The sequence below is a fragment of the Streptomyces sp. NPDC031670 genome, assembly GCF_055580545.1.
Window position 1 is genome coordinate 103,874 of the sequence record NZ_JBVILC010000004.1, and the last position, 22,569, is coordinate 126,442.

The following is a 22,569-nucleotide window of genomic DNA, read 5'->3' on the forward strand; positions in this document are numbered from 1 at the left end:
CGTCTCCTCATTTCTGGGTCAGTCGGGCGGCGGTGCCGCCCATGACCGCCCGGTGTTCGTCTGGTGTCAGGGGGGAGCTGTCCGACGGCCACGCCGTGGCGTCGGTGGTGAGTCGCGCCATCCGGGCCACGGCGGCGGACATGGTGGCGAAGGGGAAGTCGGTGCCCCACAGCAGACGGTCCAGCACTCCCCGCGCGCGGGCGTGGGCGAGCGCCGCCGCCACCGTCCGGGGCGACTGGTAGGAGCCGAAGATCGACAGGTCCGCGTACAGGTGGGGGTGGCGGGCCAGCAGGTCGATGCACGGGGTCGTCCACGGGGTGCCCAGATGCGCCAGGATCAGGCGCAGTCGCGGGAACCGGCGCGCGACCGGCTCCAGCAGCAGGGGCGAGAAGAAGCGGGCGTCGGCGTTCTTCGCGGGGGTGTAACCGGTGTGTACGAGGACCGGGATGTCCAGTTCCTGGGCCAGCTCGTACACCTCGAACCAGCGGGGGTCCGCCGGGGACATGCGCAGGTAGCAGGGGGCGATCTTCAGTCCGCGCAGGCCCAGTACGGTCACCGCGTGCCGCAGTTCGTCGGCCGCGCCCGGGCGGCCGGCGTCGACGGAGGCGAAGCCGGTGAACCGCCGGGGATGGCGGGCGCACAGCTCGGCGACGAAGGTGTTGGGTACCGAGAACCCCTCGACGCGCCGTACGTCGAAGGCGAGCAGGAAGGCGTGGTCGACCCCGGCGGCGTCCATCTCGGCGAGGAGCTTGTCCTCCGGGGCGGACAGCGCCTCGGGGGGCAGTCCGGTGGTGGCCATCATCTGGTCGGCGAAGCGGGCGGTGAAGTGGCGGTAGTACTCGCCGGCGTGGACATGGGAGTCGATGATCACTGCCGGCCCTCCTGCCTGCCGCCGGGGACCGCGGCGCGGTCCCGGGTTTCGGCTTCGGCTTCGGCTTCGGGGAAGCGCACGAGGGCGACGCCCTTGGGCTCCAGGCTCAGGTGCCGTACCGCCCGCGCGTCGCCGGAGGGGGACGTGCGGTACACGGTCGTCGTCACGGGCGTGGTGGCGTGGTTGACGACCACGGCGCAGCGTTCGTCGCCGCGTGCCAGGACGGTGGTCTCCACCAGCGGCTCGTCGGCGGACACCTCCGGCCGTATCCCCTCCTTCTCCCCGATCGCCGCGTACAGCCGGTGCCAGGGCGTCTCCTGGAGCCGGTAGGGGGCGTTCAGCAGCGCCTCCAGCGGGGCGTTGAGGAAGTAGGCGACTCCGCTGCCCCGTTGCTGCCGGGTCAGTGCGGGCGCGCCGTTGGGGTAGCGGGCGAGCGTCTCCGCGATCGTGCTGTCGACCACGGGGATCCGCCCGGCGGGCCAGTGCACCGGGAAGGGGGTGTCGGCCCAGGTGAAGCTGTCCTGTTCGGTCGCGTCGAGGGTGAAGTCGCGGATCCGTACGCCGAAGAGCTCTTCCAGACCGGCCGGGCCCAGGAGATCGCCGGTCGAGTACAGCAGGACCCCGCCCGCGACGGTGTACTCCCCCAGCCGCCGTTGCGCGGCCAGCGGCAGCGGCCGTACGGAGGGGCAGATCACCATGGCGTACCGTTCCAGGTCCTCGGTGCCGGTGAACTCGTAGGGCAGATCGGCCTGTTGGAGCAGACAGTGGGTGTAGAAGGCGGCGGCCTCGGTGTCCGCCTCCGACGCCAGGTAGCCGCCGTCGTGCTCCGGGGCCCGCTCGGGCAGGAACACACCCACCCGGCCGGGCACGGGGCGGAAACCGGCGAGTTCTCCGCTCACCCGGCGGGCGAAGCCGCGGAAGGCGTCCATGGCGGGTTTCTCGCGGCCGTCCATGTCCAGCAGCCCCACGAAGCGTTCGCCGGGCCGCAGCGCGTACGGCTTGCTCTCGGAGGTGAAGTCCTGCCAGCACCACACGACGATGCCGACGGCCCCCGCGGCGAAGGCGCTGTGGGCCGCCGCGCGCAGATAGTGGGCGGCGGTTGCCTCGTCACAGCCGTAGCTGCCCATCTCGTCCACGAGCACCGGGCCGTGCGCCCGGCCACGCCGCACCAGATAGGGCAGATAGGCGGTGGCCTTCACGGCGGCGGCCGACTCGATGTGGAAAGGGGTCCACAGCGGGAAGCCGTGCAGCGCGACGAGGTCCAGCGGCCGGGCGTACTCGGGCCGGAAGGCGTGGTCGCCGAAGACCGCCGAGCCCTCGTTGGCCTGGAGGACCAGCGCCCCCGGGTCGGCCGCCCGGATCGCCTCGGCGAGGCCGGCCCACCACGCCCGTACCTCGTGGGCGCCCAGCGAGCCGGACGCGACCGGGTCGACATGGAGGATCTCGTCGCCGATGTCGTAGGCGAGGATGTTGGGCGCGTCGCGCAGCGCGCCCGCGATGTGTGCGACGAAGGCGCGCTGCCGCTCCACCATCGCCGGATCGCGCCACAGGTCCCGGCCGTCCCGCCAGGGCGGGTCGAAGAGCTGTCCGTTCATCCAGATGGTCAGCAGCGAGGGCAGACACAGCAGTCCGTGCCCCCGTGCCAGGGCCGCCAGCTCGCGCAGCCGCCCGGTCATCCTCGGGTCGTACACACCCTCGGCGGGCTCGAAATCCGCCCAGAAGACGAAGATCCGTACGGTGTTGAAGCCGAGCGCGGCCATCCGGGCGAAGTCGGCGTCCAGGATTTCCGGGTCCCAGTCCCGCCAGAAGTCGCAGCCCGTCCGGGAGGGAAAGTAGTTGACGCCCAGGCAGAACAGGGGGCGTCCGTCGCGGTGCGGCACTCCCTCGACGAGCCGGGTGCCGCCAGGGGTGCTCACCGCCGCGTCGCCCATGCCCGGCTCACCGCCTCGGCCACCCGGCGCACGTCCCCGAGCCCGATCGCGGCGTGCAGCGGCAGCGACAACTGGCGCGCGGCGACGCTCTCGGTGACCGGGAGGCTGCCGGGGCGCGTGCCGTACCGCTCGCGGTAGGCGGTGAACAGGTGGGTGGGCGGATAGTGCACACCGCTCTGGACCCCGGCCGCCCGCAGCCCCGTCTGAAGGTCCTCCCGGTCGAGGCCGTCGGGCAGCACGACCGGGAACAGGTGGTGCGCGCCCTCCTCCACCGGCTGGTCCGCATAGGGCACTTCGAGACCGGGCAGCCCCGACAACAGCGCGCGATAGGACCGCACCGCCTCCTGGCGTACGACGCGGCGCTCCGCCAGTGCCTCCAGCTGGACGCGTCCGAGTGCGCAGGCGATCTCGGTGGGACGGTAGTTGAGACCGAACCCGTCCACGTCGTAACCCGAGGGGCCGCCTCGGTGGCGCTGCTCGGCACCCACGGTCAGCGCGTGCGAGCGCAGCCGTCTGATCCGGGCGCGCACCTCGGGATCGCGGGCGACGACGGCGCCGCCCTCCCCCATGGCCAGGTTCTTGGTCGCGAAGAAGCTGAAGCAGCCGATGTCACCGACCGTGCCCAGGACGCCGTGCGCGGTCCTGGCGGCCGGGGCGTGCGCCGCGTCCTCGATGAGGGCCAGGCCGTGCCGCCGGGCCAGCGTCGTCAGGGCCGGCAGGTCGGCCGCGTGGCCGCCGTAGTGCACGGCCACCACGGCACGGGTGCGGGGGGTGATCCGGGCGGCCACGTCCGCCGGGTCCACGCCGAGGTCATGGGCGCCCTTCACCTCGGCGAACACCGGGGTGGCCCCGCACAGGGCGACCACGGCGGCGGCCGAGACGAAGCTGAGCGACGGCAGGACGACCTCGTCGCCGGGACCGATCCCCAGGGCGAGGACGGCCAGGTGCAGCGCCGCGGTCCCGCTGCTGACCGCGACCGCGTCCTCGACCTCCAGCGCGGTCGCGTAGCGCTTCTCGAAGTCCTCGGTCACCGGGCCCACGGACAGCCAGTTGGCGCGCAGGACCTCGGCTACGGCGCGGGCCTCGGCCTCGCCGGTGCACGGGGCGTACAGGGGGATCTTCCAGTCGGTCATCGGCGCACCGCCTGCTGCGTGGCGTCCGTCGGGGTGCCGGTGCCCGTCGTGGGGGCGCCGCTCTGTCCGAGGGCGCCCAGATAGCGCGCCCGGTCGGCGCGGAGCGCGGCGTCGGCGGCGGCGAGCTGCGCGGGGGTGCCGATGTCGTGCCAGGCGGCGTCGAGGACCTGGCCCTCGACGCGGGCGCCCCGGGCGGCGGCGTCCGTGAGCAGGGCCGGCATGTCGTAGCGGGTACGCGGGGGCAGCAGGCGCGGGACCGAGGGTTCCAGGACGTAGATGCCGGTGCTGGCGAGGAAGCTCATGCGCGGTTTCTCCCGGAAGCGGGCCACCCGGTTCTCGCCGTCGACCTCCACCACGCCGTGGGCGAGGTCGACATGGCGCGGGACCAGGGCGATCGTCGCCGCCGCCTCGGACTTCTTGTGCCGCCTCCACAGGTCGGCGAAGTCGATGTCGGTGAGCAGGTCCGCGTTCATCACCAGGGTGGAGTCCTCCAGGGGAGGGAGCAGGCCCAGCGGTCCCGCGGTGCCCAGCGGTTCGTGCTCCAGGGAGAAGCGCAGGTCGAGGCCCGTCCAGCGGGGGTCGTCGAAGCTGGCCTCGATCAGCTGGGCGCGGTAGCCCAGCGAAAGCGTGACTTCGGTGAATCCGGCGCTCTGGAGCTGTCGGAGGATGATGTGCAGGATCGGGGTGCCGTCGACCTCGATGAGGGGTTTGGGGACGGTGAAGGTGGCGGGCCTCAGGCGCCGCCCCTCGCCGCCGGCCAGTATGACTGCTTTCACGGGACTTCCTCCGCTCAACTCCGGGCCGGGACCAGTTCGGTGTAGACGCGGTGCACCTGTGCGGCGACGGCGTCCCAGGTGAGTTCGCGGCGTGCCCTGGCGTGGCCCGCGCGCCCCAACCGCTCCCGTTCGGCGGGGTCGGCGAGCAGACGGCTCACCGCCTCGGCCACCGGCCGGGCGGCGGGCGGGACGATCAGCCCGTCCCGGCCGTCGGCGATCACCTCGGCGCTGCCCATGAACGCGGAGCCGATCACCGGCTTGCCGCACATCCACGCCTCCACGAACACCAGCGGGAAGATGTCGACCGTCGACGGCAGACAGACCAGGTCGCTCGCCATGAGGGCACTGAGTTTGGTGTCCTCGTCCACCCGGTCCAGTTCGGTGATACGGGGGTCGGCGTGGGCGGCGAAGAGCTCCCCGCAGTCCTCGTCCCAGCGCGGGCCGAGAAAGACGAAGTGCGCCTCGGGGTGCCGCTCCCACACGTGCCGCGTCGCCTCCAGCAGCACCCCGTATCCCTTGGAGCGCATCTTGCGGCCGAGGAAGAGCACCAGGGGCCCGGTGATGCCGTGCGCGGCGCGGAAACCCTCCGGGTCGGCGGTGCCCGGCAGGTGCGCCCCCTGCCCGATCCGGTGCAGGACGGAGTCCGCCACACCGTCGGCGCGCAGCGCCTCGCGTTCGGCGTCGGTCAGGACGAACACGGCGTCCGCCCGGCGGCAGCCCTCCACCACCGCCGCCCGGTCGGGCCACACCTCCGGTGCCGAGGCCGGTGTCACGGCGAACGGCACACCCCAGGCGCGGGCGAGGCGCAGCCCGGTGCGGATGTTCTCGGGCTGGAAGGCGTCGACGGCGTGCACTAGGTCCGCCGCGCGCGCCTCGCCCTCCCCGTCCGGCAGTGGTTCGACGCCGATCCCGGCGGCCGTCATCAGCCGCGCGTCCTCCGGGTCGCCCTCGCCGCCGTACAGGCCCACGCGCACTCCCCGGCGGCTCATGGCCACGGCGAGGGACCGGGTCATCAGCTCGGCGCCCGCGCGGGCGGGGAAGTACCCCTGGTGCACATACCGCACCCGGAGGCCGTTCACCGCTGCGCCCCGCGGGTGGCGAGGTCGTGCGCGTACCAGGCGTAGGTGCGGCGCAGGCCCTCGCGCAGGTCGACCGCGGGGCGGTAGCCGGTGAGTTCGCGCAGCCGGGTCAGGTCGGGCAGGCGGCGGGCCGGGGACAGGGGCGGTGCCGGGTGGGCGGCGATGCCGGGCGTCCGCCCGGCGGTCTCGAAGACCATGCGGGCGAGGTCGTCCATACGGACTTCCTCACTGTCGTTGCCGATGTTGACGAGCAGGGTCTCCTTGGTGGGCAGCCCGGCCAGCGCGATCAGGGCGGCCACCGCGTCGTCGACGTGGCAGAAGGCCCGGGTCTGGTCGGCGCCGTAGACGGCGAAGGGGTCGGCGCCGGTGAGGACGCGTTCGATGAACTGCGGGATGACGTGGTCGTAGCCCATACGCGGTCCGTAGACGTTGTGGAAGCGCACCATGCGCAGGGCGAAGCCGTGGGCGCGGGCGTATGTGCGGCACAGCAGCTCGCCGGTGATCTTGCTGAAGCCGTACGAGGAGCGGGGCACCTCGGGGTCGGGGACCAGCAGGGGGACGTCCTCGCCGGTGGGCAGCGCGGCGAGACCGGCGGCGACGCTTCCCGCGTACGCCTCGCTGGAGGAGGCGAAGCAGAAGGTGGCGCCGAACATGCCGGGCCGCCCGGTGAACCAGTCGAGGACGTGCACGGTGGACAGGAGGTTGGTCCGCAGCACCCGTTGCGGATCCTCGTTGGAGTGGACGACGCCGACGACCGCCGCCAGGTGGTGGACGGTGTCGAAGTCGTCGGGCAGGAGGGTGTCGGGAACGGGGGTGGTCAGGTCGTGCTCGACGAGCGTGACGCGGTCGAGCAGGGAGTCGAGCAGTGTGTCGCGCCGGCCCCTGCTGAAGTCGTCGAGGAGGGTGACGTCGTGGTGGGAGGCGAGTTCGGCGGCCAGGTGCAGCCCGATGAACCCCGCTCCCCCGGTGATCAGGATCTTCTCAGGCACTGCCGAGCCTCATTGTCTTCGTCGTCCGCGGGAACACCCGCCAGGCGTCGTACACCAGCGCCGGTGGGCTCATCCGGGCGATGAGCTCGGCGGCCGGCGACTCGCCGTACCGGGCGTGGTCGTTGAGCAGGATGGCGGCATGGGCGCCGGTGAAGCCGTCGGTCAGCGTGACGGGCTCCACCCCCAGTGCCTCGATGCGTTCGGGCGGGATCACGAAGTCGTGGCCGACCACCCGGGCGACCTTGCCGCGCAGGAACTCCAGGAGCGGCACACAGGGGGCGCCGCGCATGTCGTCCGTCTCGGGGCGGCCCTTGTAGGCGAATCCGGAGACCAGGACGGTGGACCGCTGCGGGTCCTGGCCCGCCCGCCGCAGCGCGTCGAGCACGCGCTCGCCGACCTGTCGCGGGAGGGACTCGTTGAGGGCGCGGGCCGCCATGACCATCCGCGGGGTGTGGTCGTGGCGGGCCAGGGAGTGGCTGAGCAGATACGGGTCCTTGGTGAGGCAGCTGCCGCCGACGAATCCCGGCTTGCTCAGATCGGGGCGCGGATAGTCCGCGTTGGCGGAGTCGATGACCTCCATCGCGTCCAGGCCGAGCTTCTCGGCCATGAGGGCGATCTCGTTGCCGAAGCCGTAGATGAGGTCCGTGTGGCAGTTGTTGACCAGTTTGACCAGTTCGGCGGCCTCCAGCGAGGAGACGGGGACCACCCGTCCGCTGATGGTGGTGAAGAATCCCGCCGCCAGCTTCGTCGCCTCTTCGTCGAGGCCGCCGACGATCTGCGGCAGGGACAGCAGTTCCGCCAGCGCCCGCCCCTGGATGGTGCGTTCGGGGCAGAAGGCGAGCAGGGGTTCGGGTATCCGGCGCGCGAGGGCCGGCAGGACCAGTTCGCGGGTGGTGCCGACGGGGACGGTGCTGCGCACGATCACCAGGGTGTCCTCGTCCGCGCCTGCCGCGACGGCTTCGGCGGCGGCCGACAGATGGCCGAGTTCGGGCGTGGTGCCCCCGGGCGTGATGGGTGTGCCGACGCAGATGACGACGACGGGCGGCAGCCGGTGCCCGCTGATGTCGGCCGTGACCGCGAGCGTGCCGTCGCCGGCTCCGCGCTCGATCAGCTCGGCGACGCCGGGTTCCGCGAGCTGGAGGCGCCCTTGTGCCAGGGCGCCGGCGACCGCCGGGTCGCTCTCGTAGCCGAGCACCCGCTTGCCGGTGGACAGGAGGGCGGCGGCGAGGGTGACACCGACGTATCCCATCCCCACGACGCAGACGTCGAACTGGCTGAAGTCCTCGTGATCGGTGCGCGATTGCATGTACGTACCCCCTGGGCGCGACTTGGGAAGGTCCGGGTCGGGGCGGTTCAGCCCACGACCCAGTGGGTTTTTTCGGGCCGTCCGCCCAACTGCCGTTTCTGGTCGTCGAGGCCCTTGACCTCGGATCCGCCCGCGTCGACCTCGCGGATGCCGTGGTCCATGAGCTTCTTGAACACGGTGAGCCAGATGTACTGCGGTATGGCGGTGAAACCGGTGGCGTCCTTGAACAGCCCGCTCAGCCGGTCCGCGAAGCGCATCGACATCGTGCAGTACAGCGATGCCCGGTCCGGCGCGGTGCGCTCGCCGGCGAAGAACATCACCGGCACCTCCTCGCCGCCGCTGTGCGCCAGGACGCCGAGGTAGGCGAAGTAGTCGTGTTCGTTGCGGCCTCCCGGCCGCTGGGTGACGATCGCCGTGTAGTCCTCGGGGGTGGAACCGACGACCTCGCCCTGCTCCCGGCGCGCCTCGAAGTAACCCTCGACGACGGACCTGGCCATCTTGGACTCCTCGGGGCCGTAGCCGTAGGGCCGTATGCGGAGCTCCAGATGGTCGTTGCGGGCGAGGAAGTTCTCGAAACGGCGGTAGGCGAGCCGGTTCTTGTTCCTGTGCCGCCGGTTGCCATCCCCCTCCAGGTTCTTCACCACCGGACGGCCGTCGGCGTCCACCGCCAGCAGTTCGTCCAGTCGGTAGACCCGGTTGGGGTAGGTCTCGTCCTCCTCCGGGGCCTCGGGGTGCCAGGGGTCGGCGGTCACCGGGGCGAAACCGGCCGCCAGGAACAGTTCGTGGTCGCTCGGCGAGAGGTGACGGACGTATACGGAGGTCTGCGCCAGGCCCGCTTCGCGCGTCGCGGAGATGAACGACTTGACGGCGGCGATGCGGTCCTTCCCCTTGGGCGCGACGATGTGCAGATGCTTGCGCTCGTCGTGCTCCTTGCTGAAGTAGCCGACTCCGAAGAGGTTCTGCCCGTCGTGGAAGACCATGCCGTTGGGATGGCGGGTGCTGGTGCCCCGCAAGTTGTATCCGTTGGTGTAGAGCATGAGCCCGAGCTGCCCCACCGCGAAGGACCCGTCCTTGAAGTTCTGGATGGCCTCGAAACACTCCTCCACGGGCCGCAGTTTGTCGCCGAAGAGGCTTTGCAGCCGGGCTTCGAAGGCGTCGCGTTCGGTCGTCGGCAGGCGCATGGATCCCCTTCCGCTGGAATTCGTCACTCGCTCGCTCGCCGCTCGGTGCGCGGGGAGGCCCCGTCCGCGAGGGTCCGTGTCACACCGTCCATCACGTGCCAGAAGAGCTCCTCCCCCAGGTCGCCGTCGGCGCCGGAGGTCGTGGTCAGCACTCCCTGGGTGGACATGCGGTCCGCGTCGACGGGATGGCGGTACACGCCGGCGGCGGGCGGAGTGGGGTGGTCGACCCGTATCGGGCGCACCACCTCGGGACGCAGGTACATCATGAGACTGGTCTCGGTCACCCCGGCGTGCTCGGCGTGCCAGCCCGGGAACCGGGGGAGCCGTTTGCGCAGCCACTCCTCCTCCACCAGGCTCCACCAGCTGAAGGCGACGATCTCGGTGGCGGGGAAGGTGTGCGCCGGATCGAGTCCGTCGATCGCCTCGAACAGCAGCGCCTCGTTCTCGTAGTGCCCGTTGACCACCACCAACCGGGCCGGGGCGAGCCGGGCCAGTCCCCGCAGGCACTGGGCGACGTAGTCGATGAAGGTTCCCCCGTCGATGTGGACGGTGCCGGGGAAGCGCAGTCCGCCCCCGCTCTGCGGCAGTGATCTGGCGGAGAGCGGCTGCCCGGGGAAGAGCACACCGTCGGCGTCCGCCACCAGTTGGCGGGCGAACGCGTCGGCGATGTCGTAGTCCACCGACAGCGGCAGATGGGGGCCGTGCTGCTCCAGTCCGCCCACCGGCCACACCAGGGTGGTGCCGCTGAGCGCCGCGGGTGTCCCGGGGCTCGTCAGATCACCGTACGCCCTGACGTTCGTGGCCCGCTGTCGCACGCACCTCACCCCTTCCGCCCTCAAGTGCCCGTCCCACCACGTCGGTTACGGATTCACCGCGTGCGCCGAGCCAGGTGTCGAAGCCCCGGCGGATCTCGGCCAGGGTCTCGTGCATGTGCGTGTGCAGTGCCGTGTAGACCTGTACGGCGTCGGCGCCCACGGTGAGGTACTCCGCCACGTCGGTGCCGCTGCGCACCCCGCCGCTGCCCAGTACGGGAACGGAGAGGCCGCCGCGCCGCAGCTCGTAGATCGCGGCGAGCACCAGCGGTTTGATCCCGGCCCCCGAGTAACCGAAGGGGCGGCCCAGGAGGACTTCCCCGGTGTCGGCGGACACCGCGAGCCCGGCGATGGTGTCGCTGAGGGTGATCGCGTCCGCGCCCGCCTCCACGGCGGCGGCGACGCGTTCGCCCACCTGCTCCCCCACCGCGAGTTTCACGCTGAACGGCAGTCCGGTGGCCCGGCGCACGGCGGCGGTGTAGTCGGCGACCCGCTGTGCGCTGTCGGCCAGTCCGCCGTCCTCGTTGAGACACGAGATGCCGAGCTCCAGGGCGCGGCAGCCGGTGTCGGCGACGCGCGCGGCCAGGTCGGCCAGCGCGGCGGGAGAGTCGGCGTGCAGGGAGGCGATGACCGGCAGGCCGTCCTCGGCGAACCGGCTCAGCATGGCGCACCAGGCGTCCACGCCTCGGCGGGAGTACGTGGTGCTGTTGATCATCCCCGTGGGCAGATGCAGCAGACGTTCGTCGCCGCCGGGGAGCGGTCCGGGATGGATGGTCTTGGTGACCACGGCGCCCGCGCCCCCGGCGAGCAGGCGGCGGATGTTGCGCTCCTGGTCGGTGAGCAGGCCCGAGCCGACGACGAGGGGGCTGAGCAGCCGTAGCCCGAGGATCTCGGTGGCCGACGCGGTGTGCTCGACGGTCGTCATGGTGTCACCACCGCGTCACGGCCGACCTTGCCCAGCCGCAGCAGCAGTTCGCCGGGGCCGCCGCGGTGCAGCTCGGCCAGGTCGACGACGCCGACGTCGGCCACGGACGGCAGTCCGCGCAGCAGATGGCTGGCCCCGGCAGGGACCGGCAGGGCGGTCACCATGACGATGGGGCGGCCCAGCGCCGAGGCCCAGCCCAGTTCGATGTGTGTGCCGTCGGTGCGCATCAGTCCGCCGTCGGCGTCCGTCGGCAGTACGGGTACGAACACGTCGCACCGGCGCATCCACTCCAGGTCCCGTGCGCTGACGTCCTCCGGCGAGAAGAGCGGTGTGTCCTGGCCGAACTTCTCCACGACATGGGCGGAGAAGACGGTGGCCCCGGCCTGCGTGACAGCGGTGATGACGGCCTGGATCGTCTCGCGCAGCGGCCGGTGGAAGCTGTTGTGCCCCAGCGCGTGCTGGATGGGGCCGCCGACGAACACACGCAGCCCCGACAGATCGACCAGGCCGGTGCCGGGGTCGCCGCCGGAAACGGTATCGCTCATGCCTTCCCCTCATCTTTCCCGCGGAGCGCGAGGTGGTGGATGGTGATCTGGGTGTATTCCAGGAGGCCCCACGGTCCGTACTCGACGCCGGTGCCCGAGTGCCGGTGGCCGCCGAACGGCACGTCGTGCCGGAGGTCGCCGTGGGTGTTGGTCCACACCGTTCCGCAGTGCAGCCGCCGGGCCGCCGCGGCGCCCTGCTCCGGGTCGCCCCACAGGGAGCAGCCCAGGCCGTAGGGCGAGGCGTTGACACGGGCCGTCACGGCGTCGAGGTCGTCGTAGGGGATCACGGGGATCACGGGACCGAACTGCTCCTCCTCCTCCAGCCGCGTTCCCTCCGGCAGGTCCGTGACGACGGTGGGCGGATAGAAGTGGCCGGCCCGCTCCAGGGGGCGTCCGCCGGTGACGAGCCGGGCCCCGCGGCGCACCGCGTCGGCCACCAGCGCGTCCACGTGGCCCAGTTGCCCGGCGCTGACCAGCGGCCCCAGCTCGGTCGCGGCGTCGAGGCCGTCGCCGACGACGGCGGCCCCGGCCAGCGCGGCCAGCGCCTCGGTGAGCCGGGCGTGCTGCGGGCGTGGCACGTAGACGCGTTTGACCGCGGCGCAGAACTGGCCGCTGTTGACCATCGCCCGGTCGAACAGGTGGCGCGCCAGGTCCTGTACGTCCGTACCGGGCAGCACGATGGCCGGGTCGTTGCCGCCGAGTTCGAGAACGGTCCGTTTGAAGTCCTCGGCCGCGGAGCGGGCGATGGCGCGCCCGGCGGCGATCGAGCCGGTGAAGGACACGAGCCGGACCGCCGGGTGTGCGGTGAGCCGGGCGCCCAGCGCGGAGTCGCCGCTGACCACGCGCAGAACGCCCGGCGGCAGGACCCGGCCCAGCACCTCACCCATGAGCAGGCTGGACAGCGGTGTGGCGGGCGAGGGTTTGAGGACGACGGTGTTGCCCGCGAGGAGCGCCGGGGCGATCTTGCACACGGCCAGCAGGACGGGGTAGTTGGACGGGGCGATCGCCGCGACGACGCCGTGCGGCACCCGCTCCAGGGTGACCCGGGCGGTGGGCTCGTCCACGATGCGGTCCGGGTGCAGCGCGAGGCCGGCGGTGTGGGCGAACCAGTCTGCGGCCAGGCGCACTTCGGCGTGTGCGTGCCGCAGCGGCTTGCCCTGTTCCCGGGTGAGGAGGTCCGCCATGTCGTCCTCGGCGTCCCGCAGCGCGTCCCGGCAGGCGAGCAGGTGCCGGCGGCGGATCTCCAGCGGCTGGGCAGCCCACCGGGGGAACGCCCCGGCCACCTCGGCCACCACCGCGTCGAGTTCGGCGGCGGTGTGGCGGGGGGCGTGGGCGAAGACCGTGCCGTGCGCGGGGTTCTCCACGCCCATGGCGGTCTCTCGTGCCGGTGCTTCCGTGAACACAGTCGACTCCCCCGTCACCCGGTGCCGCGATATCCCGCACCCCTGTTCGGACAGGTCCCAGTCTCACCACGCGCAAGTGCCTGAGGCAGCCTCCGCTTTGGGGCATGCCCGTTCGGCTACGGCCAAGATCCGGTCACCCCCTGGCGGCCGTCCGCGGTGGCGGCGCGGTGTTCGGCCGCTGCGCCTGTTCGAGGCGTGGGCAGGGGCGTCCGGGCTGCTCGGCGCAGTCCACGAGGAACCGTTCGAGCCGCCGGAGGAAGGTGTGCACCTCCTCGGGCGGCAGGGCCGCGGTCTCGGCGCACAGGACGAATCTCAGCCAGCCGGGGTCGGTGTCGACGACGACCAGGAAGAAGGTCTCGGCCTCCTCGAAGTCGGAGGGGGCGACGACGGTACGGGGCAGGGCGGCGCGGATCTCCTCGGCGGACGCCGTCGGGCCCAGGGTCCGCAGATCGTGGTCGGTGCGGATGTCGTTGAAGCAGCACGACAGATGGAGCGGCTCGCCCCTCCTGCGTCCTTCGGCCCGGATCAGCTCGTTGGCCTCGTCGGGGTCGAACAGGCCGTTGGCGTACGCGAGGGTGCCCGCGGCGAAGGCACGGCGGGCGACGGTCCGTACGTCCTCCGCGCGCAGATCGAGGGTGGTGAGGACTTCCTGGTGCAGGTTGGCCACGGCTTGCTGGAGTGCGGGGTGCGTACGGTTGGCGGCCAGCAGCCGCACGGCGCACACGGGTTGCCCGGAGCGGGCGCCGAGCAGGAGCGCGACTGCCGTGAGGAGCACCGCGGAGGTACTCACCCGCCACTGTCCGGCCAGGGCGCGGACGGCCAGGAAGGCGGCCGAGGAGTCCATGGCGGCGCTGTAGCGCTCCGGCCGGCCGGGGCCCTGGGGGGCGGGGCGGCCGGGAAACATCGTGAGGGGGGCGTTCGCCAGCTGCCGCCGCCAGTACGTATGGGCGCGGGCCAGCAGGGCACGGCCCTGGGGGGAGCGCTCGAACGCGGCCTGTTCGACCGGCCGGCGGGTCACGGCGGGTGGCGGGGCCGCGGTGTGGGCGGTCCGCGCGGCCAGCAGGGTCAGGGCCTCTCCGGCGAGGGTGCGCATGGACATGAGGTCCGCGGCGAGGTGCGAGACACAGAAGGCCGCCAGCACGGGTACCCGGTCGGTGACGACGACGAGCGCCCGCAGCGGCGGCCCGTTGCGTAGGTCGAACGCCCTGTCCCGCATCCGGCGCCGCCAGGCCTCGTATACGAATTGCGCACTCTCGCCGGGTCCGGTGGCGCATATCTGCGCCTCAAAGGAACCGGACCGTGCGACCGCCTGGACGAGACGGTCGTCCGCGTCGTGGAAAAACGCCGTGCGCAGGGACTCGTGTCGGGCGACGAGTTCTCCGCACACGGCGAGAACGTCTTCCACGGTTCCGCGACCGGGAAGAACGACCTCGTGGCAGAAATCATAGAAGGCGCCGTCCGGCATTTCACGGCGGATCAGGTCCCGCATGTGCCGCTGGGCACAGGTGGCCGGTGCCGTGGCCGAACGACGGCCGTAAAAGGGGACGTGACGTGTCTCGAATTTTTCCACGACAGGCTTTCCTTCGGTCGACACCCTGGGGCTTTCGCGTTTTCACGCTAGCCGGGGAATCCCACGAAGAAGACCTGCCCATTGGGGCATGGCCGGACGGGCAGGGCGCCGGTCCGCGGCGGCGTGTACCGCCGGTCGCGGCGCGGCCCGTGCCGGTGCGCTCGGCCGGGGGTGCCGGCCGTCGGGTCAGCGGTGCCGGCCGTCGGCCAGGAAGCGCGCTCCCGGCTCCGCCTCCTCAGCGGCAAGGCGCCCGGCGGGCACCGGGAGGCGGACATCGGCTCCGGCGCCGGCGAGCTGGACCCGTACGACACGACGGTCGGTGGTGCCCTGATCCGGCCGCGTCGTGCGGATCAGGCCCGCGTGGATGGCCAGGACCACGGCGGCCGTCCGGTTCGGCGCGCCGAGCTTGAGCAACAGGCTGGCCACGAGCCGTTTGACGCCGTGGCTGGTGATCTCCAGGCGCCGGGCCATCTGTTTGTTGCTCAGCCCTTCGGCGAGCAGCAGCAGCGCCTCGGTCTCGCGGGCGGTGACAGCGATGTCACCTCTGCCATGGGGAAGACGGGTCGCGCCGGCGCGGTCCATCAGCGCGCGGGCGACGGGGGCGGGCATGGGCACCTCGCCGGCGGCCATGCGGCGCAGGGTGCTGTCCACGGCCGCCGCGCTCAGACCCCCCTGCATCAGGAACCCGTCGGGCGCCGGGGGGCCGGTCAGCATGGCCTCGTCCGGATCGGCGTGGCTCAGCAGTACGAGCGTGCTCGGCATAGGGGATCGGAAATCGTCAAGCAGGTCGGCATGGGCGTCGTAGTCGGTCCTGGCGACGACGAACACGTCGACGCGACCGGAGCCCAGCACCTGGCGCGCCTCGCGCCGGTCGGCACAGTGCCGGGCCTCGCGCACGAGGGCCGCCTCCGAGAGGGCGGCCTGCAGTTCCTGGCGTGCCACGCGGTCGTGGACAAGTGTCGCGACGACCAGCCGCCGCGACGGGGTGGGGGGTTTGCATGCTAAATCGCTCACCGTACTCCTCCGGATCAAGGCTGTAAGTGGGCATTCCCCGGACGCGGCGAGCGTATGCGTCCGGACTAATTCGCCACCGTCGACTCATGTCGCGAATTTGCCTTGACTATAACAACAGGGACTCAGGAGAACCAGTACCATCCGGCCAATTGCCCCAGCAACGAGCCATCATCCGATTTTACAGACCAACAAAGTTAATAAACCGAACAGATCATGCCATAAAGGACATGGCGTGGACATGACCTTCGTGGTCGAGATATCGAACTTTACCGGCCACACGGCCGCCCGGCCCCGGTTTCGTTTTTCGGAAAAAACAGCTAACTTCCCCTTCTGACGCACCGGTTACCCGCCCGGCTCGCGATCCTGCCCTAAAGGGCACACCGCAGGAGCCGGAAATACCGGAAGCCTGCCCGAAAAAACATCCGCGGCGGCTCCCGTCACGGCGTCGCATTCCCGTGGGTAATTCACCGCCCCGAGGAACAGTCCGAGGACAACCCCCAGGAGCAGAGGGAGCACCGAACCGTTGACCGCCCACACCGCCGGCTCCGTGACACCGCACGGGAGAGACCGATGACCACCGAGACCGCCGCGCAGACCCGTTCCACGTCCGCACCGGCGCCGGCCACCGGACCCGAGATCGCCGTGGGGCCCTGGCTCCGCCTGCATATGCGTCACTTCCGCCGGCACATCGCCGTCCATCTGGCCGGAAGCCTGCTCTGGCAGACCCTCACCGCGGCCCTCCCCCTGGTCATCGGGCTGGCCTTCGACGCCGTACTGAAGAAGAACGGGCAGGAACCGGACCTCGGGGCGCTGCACGCCGTGTGCGCCGCCCTGCTCGGCCTGGTCCTCGTCCGGGGCATCTGCGGCATCGCCTCCACCTACGCCCTGGAGGCCTTCGCCAGCGGTCTGGAACGCGACGCCCGTGCGGGCGTGTTCGCCAGCATGCTCCGCAAGAAGCAGGGCTTCTTCAACCGGCACCGCACCGGCGACCTGTCCACCCGCGCCACCGGCGACGCCGAAGCTCTCGGACTCATGGTGTCGCCGGGCTTCGACATGACCCTCGACATGGCGCTCAACACGCTCATCCCGCTGGTCTTCATCGCGGCCGTCGACTGGCGGCTCCTGCTCTCCCCCGGCATCTTCGTCGTCCTGTTCGTGATCGCCCTCATGGATCACGGGCGCCGCCTCGAACCGGTCTCCGACCTCACCCGCGAGGAGTTCGGCGCGATGTCCGCCCAGGCCGCCGAGAGCATCACCGGAATCGAGGCGGTCGAGGCCACCGACGGAGCCGAACGCGAGCAGGACCGCTTCCGCCGGACCGCCACGGCCTACCGGGACGCCGCCGTGCGCCAGGCACACGTGCAGGCCCTGTCCTTCCCCCCGCTGCTGCTGGCGGTGGCCACCGCGGCGACCCTGCTCCACGCCGTCCTCCTGCTGCGCGACGGCTCACTGAGCGTCGGCCAACTGGTCGCCGTCCTCGGCCTGATGAGCAGCCTGCGCGCCCCCACCCAGCTCGCCTCCTTCAGCATCGGGCTCATCTTCTTCGGGTTCTCCGGAGCGCAGCGCATCCTGGAGATCATCAACGACCGGGCGGGAGAGGACGAGGAAGGAGGCCGGCACACGGCGGCCATCACCGGCGAGGTCGTCTTCGACAACGTCACCTTCGCCTACGGCAACGGCAAGCCCGTCCTGCACGACATCTCCTTCCGCGCCGCCCCCGGCACCACCGTCGCGGTCGTCGGGGCCACCGGCAGCGGCAAGTCCACCCTTCTGCACCTGCTCAACCGCACCTATGTGCCGACCGAGGGACGTGTCCTCGTCGACGGTGTGGCCACCACCGCCTGGGACCCGAAGGCGCTGCGCGGCCAGGTCGCGGTCGTCGAGCAGGACGTGGTCCTGTTCTCCCGCACCATCGCCGAGAACCTCGCCTTCGGCGCCGCGCCGGACACCGGCCGGGACAAGCTGGAGGAGGCGGCCCGCACCGCCCAGGCACACGACTTCGTCATGGCGAGCGAACACGGCTACGACACCGTGCTGGGCGAGCGCGGCATCACCCTCTCCGGCGGCCAGCGCCAACGCCTGGCCATCGCCCGCGCGTTGGTGACCGACCCGCGCATCCTTGCCGTGGACGACGCGACCAGCGCCGTCGACAGCGTGACCGAGCACGAACTGCAACTCGCCATGCGGCGCGCCGCCGCGGGCCGCACCACCTTCCTCGTCACGCCCCGGCTCTCCCGTATCCGCGCCGCCGACCACATCGTCGTCCTCGACGCCGGCCGCGTCGTCGGCCAGGGCACCCACGAGCACCTGCTGCGCACCTGCTCGTTCTACCGCACCATCTTCGCGCCGTACGCGACCTCCGCCGCGAAGGGAACCACCACCGCCCCTGTCCCGGCCCGTACCGAGGCCCTAGCAGAGGCCCCAGCAGAGGAAGGAACCGGCTGATGGCACTCCTGGACGGCATCGAGGCGGGCGCCGAGGACACCTACGACCGCCACTACGGCGACCGGCAGCTGCTGCGCCGCATCACCGCCTACTTCCGGGGCCGCGGCGGCGCGGTGGCCTTCGTCACCGCGGCCGTGGTCGTGGCCGCCGCCGCGGGCAGCGCCGTACCGGTCCTCCTGGCCCGCACCGTCGACTCCGCCCTGGACGACGACACCCGCTCCGCGATGGCGCTGCTGGCCGCGGCCGTGCTCCTGGCCGGCGCCGCGGCCTGGCTGTTCACCGTCCTCCAGCAGCGCGTCACCGGCACGCTGGTCGGCGACGCGGTGCTGAGACTGCGCGAGGACGCCTTCGCCGCGGCCATGCGCCAGGACCTCGCGTTCTACGACACCCATCCCACCGGCCTGGTGGTCAGCCGCGTCACCAACGACACCCAGACGTTCGGGGCGCTGCTGTCCCTGGTGCTCTCCCTCATCGGCCAGGTCCTCGTCGTCCTGCTGATCCTGACCGCGCTCTTCGTGATCAACGTGCCGCTGGCACTGCTCACCACCGCGGTCGCCGCACTGATCGTCGCGGTCAGCCTGGCCTTCAGGAAACGCGCGCGGACCGCCTCCACGCGTCAGCAGCAGGCCCTCGCCGAGGTCAGCGGCTACGTCCAGGAGACCCTGCGCGGCATCACCGTGGCACGCAACCACCGCGGCGAAGCGGCGGCCGAGGCGGGGCTGCGGACGGTCAACGACCGCTGGTACCAGGCGAGTGTGCGCCTCAACCGCCTCTTCAGCGGCATCTTCCCGCTGCTCATCTCGCTGACGGGGCTGGGCACCGCGGCGGTCGTGCTGGTCGGCGGCCACAACGTCGCCTCCGGCGACCTCTCGGCCGGTGAATGGGTCCTCTTCCTGGAGGCACTGGCCCTCTTCTGGTCACCGGTCGCCGCCATCGCCTCCTTCTGGCAGCAGCTCCAGCAGGGGCTCTCGGCCGGTGAGCGGATCTTCGCACTGATCGACCGGGAACCGGCCGTACACCAGAGCGCCCAGCTGCCCCCGCCCCGCCTGCGCGGCGAACTGGAACTGCGCGGCGTCAGTTTCCGCTACACCCCCGAGCGCCCCGTGCTGCACGGCATCAACCTGACCGTCGCGGCCGGGGAGACCGTCGCACTGGTCGGTCACACGGGGGCGGGCAAGTCCAGCCTGGTGCGGCTGCTGACCCGCTCGTACGACTTCCAGGAAGGCAGCCTGCTGGTCGACGGTCAGGACGTGCGCACCTTCGACCTGGCGCAGTACCGGCGCTGCCTCGGCGTGGTCACCCAGACGCCCTTCCTCTTCTCGGGCACCGTCGCGGAGAACATCGCGCTGGGCCGGCCGGGCGCCGACCGCGCGGAGATCGAGGCCGCAGCCCGCGCGGTGGCCTCCGGCGCCTGGCTGCGGCAACTGTCCGACGGTCTGGACACACCGACCGACGAAGGCGGGCGCAACCTGTCGACCGGCCAGCGGCAGATCGTGGCACTGGCCCGCGTCTTCCTCCAGGACGCCCCGATCTTCATCCTGGACGAGGCCACCGCCAGTATCGACCCGCTCACCGAGGCCCAGATCCAGGAAGGGCTCGACGCGCTCTCGGCGGGGCGCACCACCATCGTGGTGGCCCACCGCCTCCCCACCGTCCGCAAGGCCGACCGCATCGTCGTCGTCGACGGCGGACGGCTCGTCGAGCAGGGCGACCACGCCACGCTCATGCGGCGCAACGGCGCCTACAGCCGCCTCTACCGGCAGTACTTCCACCACCAGCACCCCGACCACGACCCCGCCGACGAGCCGTTCGGCGGCGAACGGGCACCCGTGAGCGCGGGGGCGCATCCAGCGGAGGCCAGCGATGCCGTCGACCACTGAATCCCCCGCCACGCTGTGGGAGCTCATCGAGCGCGCCGTACACCTCTCCCCCTCGGCCACCGCGATACGTCAGGGGACGCGGACGCTCACCTTCGGCGAACTCGCCGAGCAGGTCCGGGCCACGGCCCACCGCCTGCGCGCGCTTGTGCCGGCCGACGGCGAAGGAACAGTGGGCCTGCTCTTCGAGAACACCGTGGAGGGCGCCGTGGCGTTCCTGGGCGCGCTGCGCGCGGGTGTGCCGCTCACACCGCTCGAACCCGACAGCGCCGAAGCCGCCCTGGTCGGCGTCCACCGGGACCTCGGGCCCCTCCACCTCGTCGGCCGCCAGGACCGGCTGCGCACTCTCGCCGGTGCCGCCGGTGCCGCCCAACCGGACCGATGGCAGGGCGGTGTCCTCATCGACGTGCACGAGCTGACCGCCCGGCCCGGCACCGTGGCCGACCCGGCACCGCTGCCCGCGCCGCCGCCCGACGCCCCCGCGCTCTACCAGTACACCTCCGGCTCCACCGGCGAGCCCCGGGCCGCCGTGCACTCCCAGCGCGACCTGGTGCGGGGCGGTGAGATCTACGCCCACACCTACGCCGTCACTTCCGCCGACCGTGTTCTCGCCGCCGTGCCCCTGCTGCACTCCTTCGGCATGGTCGCCGCGCTCGCCACCGCGCTGCACACCCGCGCAGAGCTCGTCCTGCTCGGCCGGTTCACACCCGCCGGCATGCTGCGGACCATGCGCGCAAACGCCTGCACGATCGTGGTGGGCACCCCACTCGCGTACGACCTGGCGGCCCGTTCGGCGGCCTCGCGGCGCGAGGCGACCCTCCCGGGCGAGACCGTACGGCTGTGCCTGTCCTCCGGGGCGGCGCTGCCCCCGGAGGTGGCGGACCGCTTCGCCCGGCACTGCGGCCCGGCCGTCCAGCAGGTCTACGGGAGCACCGAGGCGGGTGTCATCGCGGCGCAGCTCCCCCAGCCGGACGGCGCGGCCGACGCGGGTGTGGGCAAGCCGGTGCGGGGCGTACGCGTCCGTCTCGTGGACGAGGAGGACCGGCCCGTCCCCCCGGGCGGCACGGGCGCCCTGCTGGTGCGCACGCCCGCCATGTTCACGCGCTACCTGGGGCACCCGGGACCGTCCGAACGTGCCTTCCGTGACGGCTGGTACGTCACCGGTGACCTGGCGCGTCTCGACGGTGACGGCCGGCTGCACCTGGTGGGCCGCAAGGAGTCGTTCGTCAACGTCGGCGGCAAGAAGGTCAACCCCCTTGAGGTCGAGGCAGCGCTGCTGGCTCACCCGGCCGTCGCCGAGGCCGTGGTCTGGGGCGAGCAGGTGGCGGGGCAGAGCAGCGAACGCGTACGGGCCGCCGTCGTGCCGTGCGCCCCCCTCGGCGCCGCCGCGATCACCGCGCACTGCCGGGACCGCCTCCTGGCCCACCAGGTGCCCGCGAAGATCGACTTCGTGGCGTCCCTGCCCAAGACCTCCCTGGGCAAGATCCGCCGCGCGGCCGTGGCCGGTGCCGCCCCCGGTGCGGAACCGGGACGACACGTGACCTGAACGGCGAAGACCGGCCAAACGGGCGCCAACAGGATCCGAGGTGTTTACTTGAAGTCTCACATTGTTTTATCGTCGCTCCCGAGGCCGCCACCACGCGCCTCGCCGCCCCTCAGGGAGACCCCATGCCGGTACGCCGCCTCAACCACGCAGTGCTCTACGTACGCGATGTCGCGCGAGCCGTCGAGTTCTACACGGACGTCTTCGGCTTCCGACTCGACGTCGACATCCCGGGCCGCGCCGCGTTCCTCAGCGCCGAGGACACCCTCAACGACCACGACCTCGGTCTGTTCTCGGTCGGCGCGGACGCACCCGGACCCGAACACGGCCGTGTCGGCCTCTACCACCTGGCCTGGGAGGTCGGCACGCTCGGCGAGCTCGTCGAGATCGCCGACAAGATCAACAAGCGCGGTGCCATGGTCGGGGCCACCGACCACCTCGTGTCGAAGTCCCTGTACGCCAAGGACCCCGACGGCAACGAGTTCGAGATCATGTGGCGCGTACCGCGTGAGGACTGGCCGCCCGCGACCGAGAAGGCCCGCCTCGGTGCGCTCGACCTCGAAGAAGCCCTCAAGCGCTGGGGGCCGGACCTCAAGACGGGCGCGGCGGCCGGATCCGCGACCTGATACGTCCCACTCCGCGCCGGGCCCCGGCGGCCCGTACGGCGCCCGGAAAGACACTCGCCCGCGCGCTCCGGCCGCCGGGGCACAGGGTGGCTCAGAGAGTGACAAGCCACCCGATCAGGACGGCCACCACCGTCCCCCCGGTGAGCACCGCCCCGAGCACGGTGAACAGCCGGTCGATCACCGGCGTGTCCCAGCCCTCGATTTCGAACCGCCGGGGCGTCTGCGGGTCGTACCGGATCGTGACGCCCACCCCCACGCCGAAACGGTTACCGACGCGTACCCGGCCGAACCTGGACGAGTGCTCGCAGGATTGCCCGTCCGCGGTCGTCCAGGCGACGACCGGGTGAGTGAACTTGGCGCCGTCGTCGCTGCGCACAACCTTGTGGCGGACGATCCGGCCCTTGGCGGTGACACCGTTCAGGCGCAGCGCCTTGGCGCGGCGCAGTCCGTATACGCCGATGCTGAGGAAACTCACGCCGAGCGTGAGCGGGAGGAGGGCGATGAACCATTCGCGTCGCATGTGGGGCGGGACGCCTGAACTGG

At 71.9% G+C, this 22,569-nt stretch carries 19 protein-coding genes; 4 read left to right on the forward strand and 15 right to left on the reverse strand.

Going from position 1 to position 22,569, the window contains the following annotated elements; genetic code table 11:
* Window positions 1-7: 7 nt before the first annotated feature.
* From ACZ5ID_RS09970 to ACZ5ID_RS10035, 14 genes are all read right to left on the reverse strand, one after another.
* The gene (locus ACZ5ID_RS09970) at window positions 8-871 is read right to left on the reverse strand and encodes an amidohydrolase family protein (RefSeq protein WP_468895328.1); all 864 of its coding nucleotides are present in this window, start codon (window positions 869-871) and stop codon (window positions 8-10) included.
* The gene (locus ACZ5ID_RS09975; protein ID WP_468895331.1) at window positions 868-2,802 is read right to left on the reverse strand and encodes a beta-galactosidase trimerization domain-containing protein; all 1,935 of its coding nucleotides are present in this window, start codon (window positions 2,800-2,802) and stop codon (window positions 868-870) included. The genes ACZ5ID_RS09970 and ACZ5ID_RS09975 overlap by 4 nt, the downstream gene beginning before the upstream one ends.
* A complete protein-coding gene (locus tag ACZ5ID_RS09980; protein WP_468895334.1) occupies window positions 2,784-3,935 on the reverse strand; it encodes a DegT/DnrJ/EryC1/StrS family aminotransferase in 1,152 nt (383 codons plus the stop codon). The genes ACZ5ID_RS09975 and ACZ5ID_RS09980 overlap by 19 nt, the downstream gene beginning before the upstream one ends.
* Window positions 3,932-4,711, reverse strand: a complete 780-nt coding sequence (locus ACZ5ID_RS09985; protein ID WP_468895337.1) for a nucleotidyltransferase family protein — start codon at window positions 4,709-4,711, stop codon at window positions 3,932-3,934. Before ACZ5ID_RS09985 ends, ACZ5ID_RS09980 begins: the two co-directional genes overlap by 4 nt.
* A 14-nt stretch (window positions 4,712-4,725) precedes the next feature.
* Window positions 4,726-5,790: a glycosyltransferase family 4 protein gene (locus tag ACZ5ID_RS09990; RefSeq protein ID WP_468895340.1), complete on the reverse strand. Its 1,065-nt coding sequence runs from the start codon at window positions 5,788-5,790 to the stop codon at window positions 4,726-4,728.
* The gene (locus ACZ5ID_RS09995) at window positions 5,787-6,779 is read right to left on the reverse strand and encodes an NAD-dependent epimerase/dehydratase family protein (protein WP_468895343.1); all 993 of its coding nucleotides are present in this window, start codon (window positions 6,777-6,779) and stop codon (window positions 5,787-5,789) included. The genes ACZ5ID_RS09990 and ACZ5ID_RS09995 overlap by 4 nt, the downstream gene beginning before the upstream one ends.
* Complete coding sequence (locus ACZ5ID_RS10000; protein ID WP_468895346.1) at window positions 6,772-8,085, reverse strand: nucleotide sugar dehydrogenase; 1,314 nt, start codon at window positions 8,083-8,085, stop codon at window positions 6,772-6,774. The genes ACZ5ID_RS09995 and ACZ5ID_RS10000 overlap by 8 nt, the downstream gene beginning before the upstream one ends.
* Before the next feature lie 47 nt (window positions 8,086-8,132).
* Complete coding sequence (locus ACZ5ID_RS10005; RefSeq protein WP_468895349.1) at window positions 8,133-9,266, reverse strand: hypothetical protein; 1,134 nt, start codon at window positions 9,264-9,266, stop codon at window positions 8,133-8,135.
* 23 nt (window positions 9,267-9,289) lie between these two features.
* Window positions 9,290-10,081 carry a creatininase family protein gene (locus ACZ5ID_RS10010; protein WP_468895352.1) on the reverse strand — a complete coding sequence of 264 codons (792 nt, stop codon included), beginning with the start codon at window positions 10,079-10,081 and terminating at the stop codon, window positions 9,290-9,292.
* The gene (locus ACZ5ID_RS10015) at window positions 10,044-11,003 is read right to left on the reverse strand and encodes an alpha-hydroxy-acid oxidizing protein (RefSeq protein ID WP_468895354.1); all 960 of its coding nucleotides are present in this window, start codon (window positions 11,001-11,003) and stop codon (window positions 10,044-10,046) included. Before ACZ5ID_RS10015 ends, ACZ5ID_RS10010 begins: the two co-directional genes overlap by 38 nt.
* Window positions 11,000-11,548: a nucleoside 2-deoxyribosyltransferase gene (locus ACZ5ID_RS10020; RefSeq protein WP_468895357.1), complete on the reverse strand. Its 549-nt coding sequence runs from the start codon at window positions 11,546-11,548 to the stop codon at window positions 11,000-11,002. Before ACZ5ID_RS10020 ends, ACZ5ID_RS10015 begins: the two co-directional genes overlap by 4 nt.
* Window positions 11,545-12,951 (reverse strand): aldehyde dehydrogenase family protein, encoded by a 1,407-nt coding sequence (locus ACZ5ID_RS10025; protein ID WP_468895360.1) that lies wholly within the window; start codon window positions 12,949-12,951, stop codon window positions 11,545-11,547. The genes ACZ5ID_RS10020 and ACZ5ID_RS10025 overlap by 4 nt, the downstream gene beginning before the upstream one ends.
* A 133-nt stretch (window positions 12,952-13,084) precedes the next feature.
* Window positions 13,085-14,440 (reverse strand): condensation domain-containing protein, encoded by a 1,356-nt coding sequence (locus ACZ5ID_RS10030; RefSeq protein WP_468895363.1) that lies wholly within the window; start codon window positions 14,438-14,440, stop codon window positions 13,085-13,087.
* 267 nt (window positions 14,441-14,707) lie between these two features.
* Entirely contained in the window at window positions 14,708-15,463 is a 756-nt protein-coding gene (locus ACZ5ID_RS10035) for a LuxR C-terminal-related transcriptional regulator (protein WP_468895366.1), read from the reverse strand.
* Between the two features lie 642 nt (window positions 15,464-16,105).
* On the opposite strand from ACZ5ID_RS10035, the gene ACZ5ID_RS10040 reads away from it, so the two are divergent.
* The 4 genes from ACZ5ID_RS10040 to ACZ5ID_RS10055 all read left to right on the forward strand — a co-directional run bounded on the left by ACZ5ID_RS10040 (window position 16,106) and on the right by ACZ5ID_RS10055 (window position 22,026).
* Window positions 16,106-17,980: an ABC transporter ATP-binding protein gene (locus ACZ5ID_RS10040; RefSeq protein WP_468895369.1), complete on the forward strand. Its 1,875-nt coding sequence runs from the start codon at window positions 16,106-16,108 to the stop codon at window positions 17,978-17,980.
* Window positions 17,980-19,860 carry an ABC transporter ATP-binding protein gene (locus ACZ5ID_RS10045; RefSeq protein ID WP_468895372.1) on the forward strand — a complete coding sequence of 627 codons (1,881 nt, stop codon included), beginning with the start codon at window positions 17,980-17,982 and terminating at the stop codon, window positions 19,858-19,860. Before ACZ5ID_RS10040 ends, ACZ5ID_RS10045 begins: the two co-directional genes overlap by 1 nt.
* Window positions 19,844-21,403, forward strand: a complete 1,560-nt coding sequence (locus ACZ5ID_RS10050) for a class I adenylate-forming enzyme family protein (protein ID WP_468895375.1) — start codon at window positions 19,844-19,846, stop codon at window positions 21,401-21,403. The genes ACZ5ID_RS10045 and ACZ5ID_RS10050 overlap by 17 nt, the downstream gene beginning before the upstream one ends.
* Before the next feature lie 122 nt (window positions 21,404-21,525).
* Complete coding sequence (locus ACZ5ID_RS10055; RefSeq protein ID WP_468895378.1) at window positions 21,526-22,026, forward strand: VOC family protein; 501 nt, start codon at window positions 21,526-21,528, stop codon at window positions 22,024-22,026.
* 91 nt (window positions 22,027-22,117) lie between these two features.
* Here the strand turns inward: ACZ5ID_RS10055 and ACZ5ID_RS10060 are convergent, their stop codons facing one another.
* Window positions 22,118-22,546, reverse strand: coding sequence for a DUF3592 domain-containing protein (locus ACZ5ID_RS10060; RefSeq protein WP_468895383.1), 429 nt, complete (start codon window positions 22,544-22,546; stop codon window positions 22,118-22,120).
* Window positions 22,547-22,569: the final 23 nt, after the last annotated feature.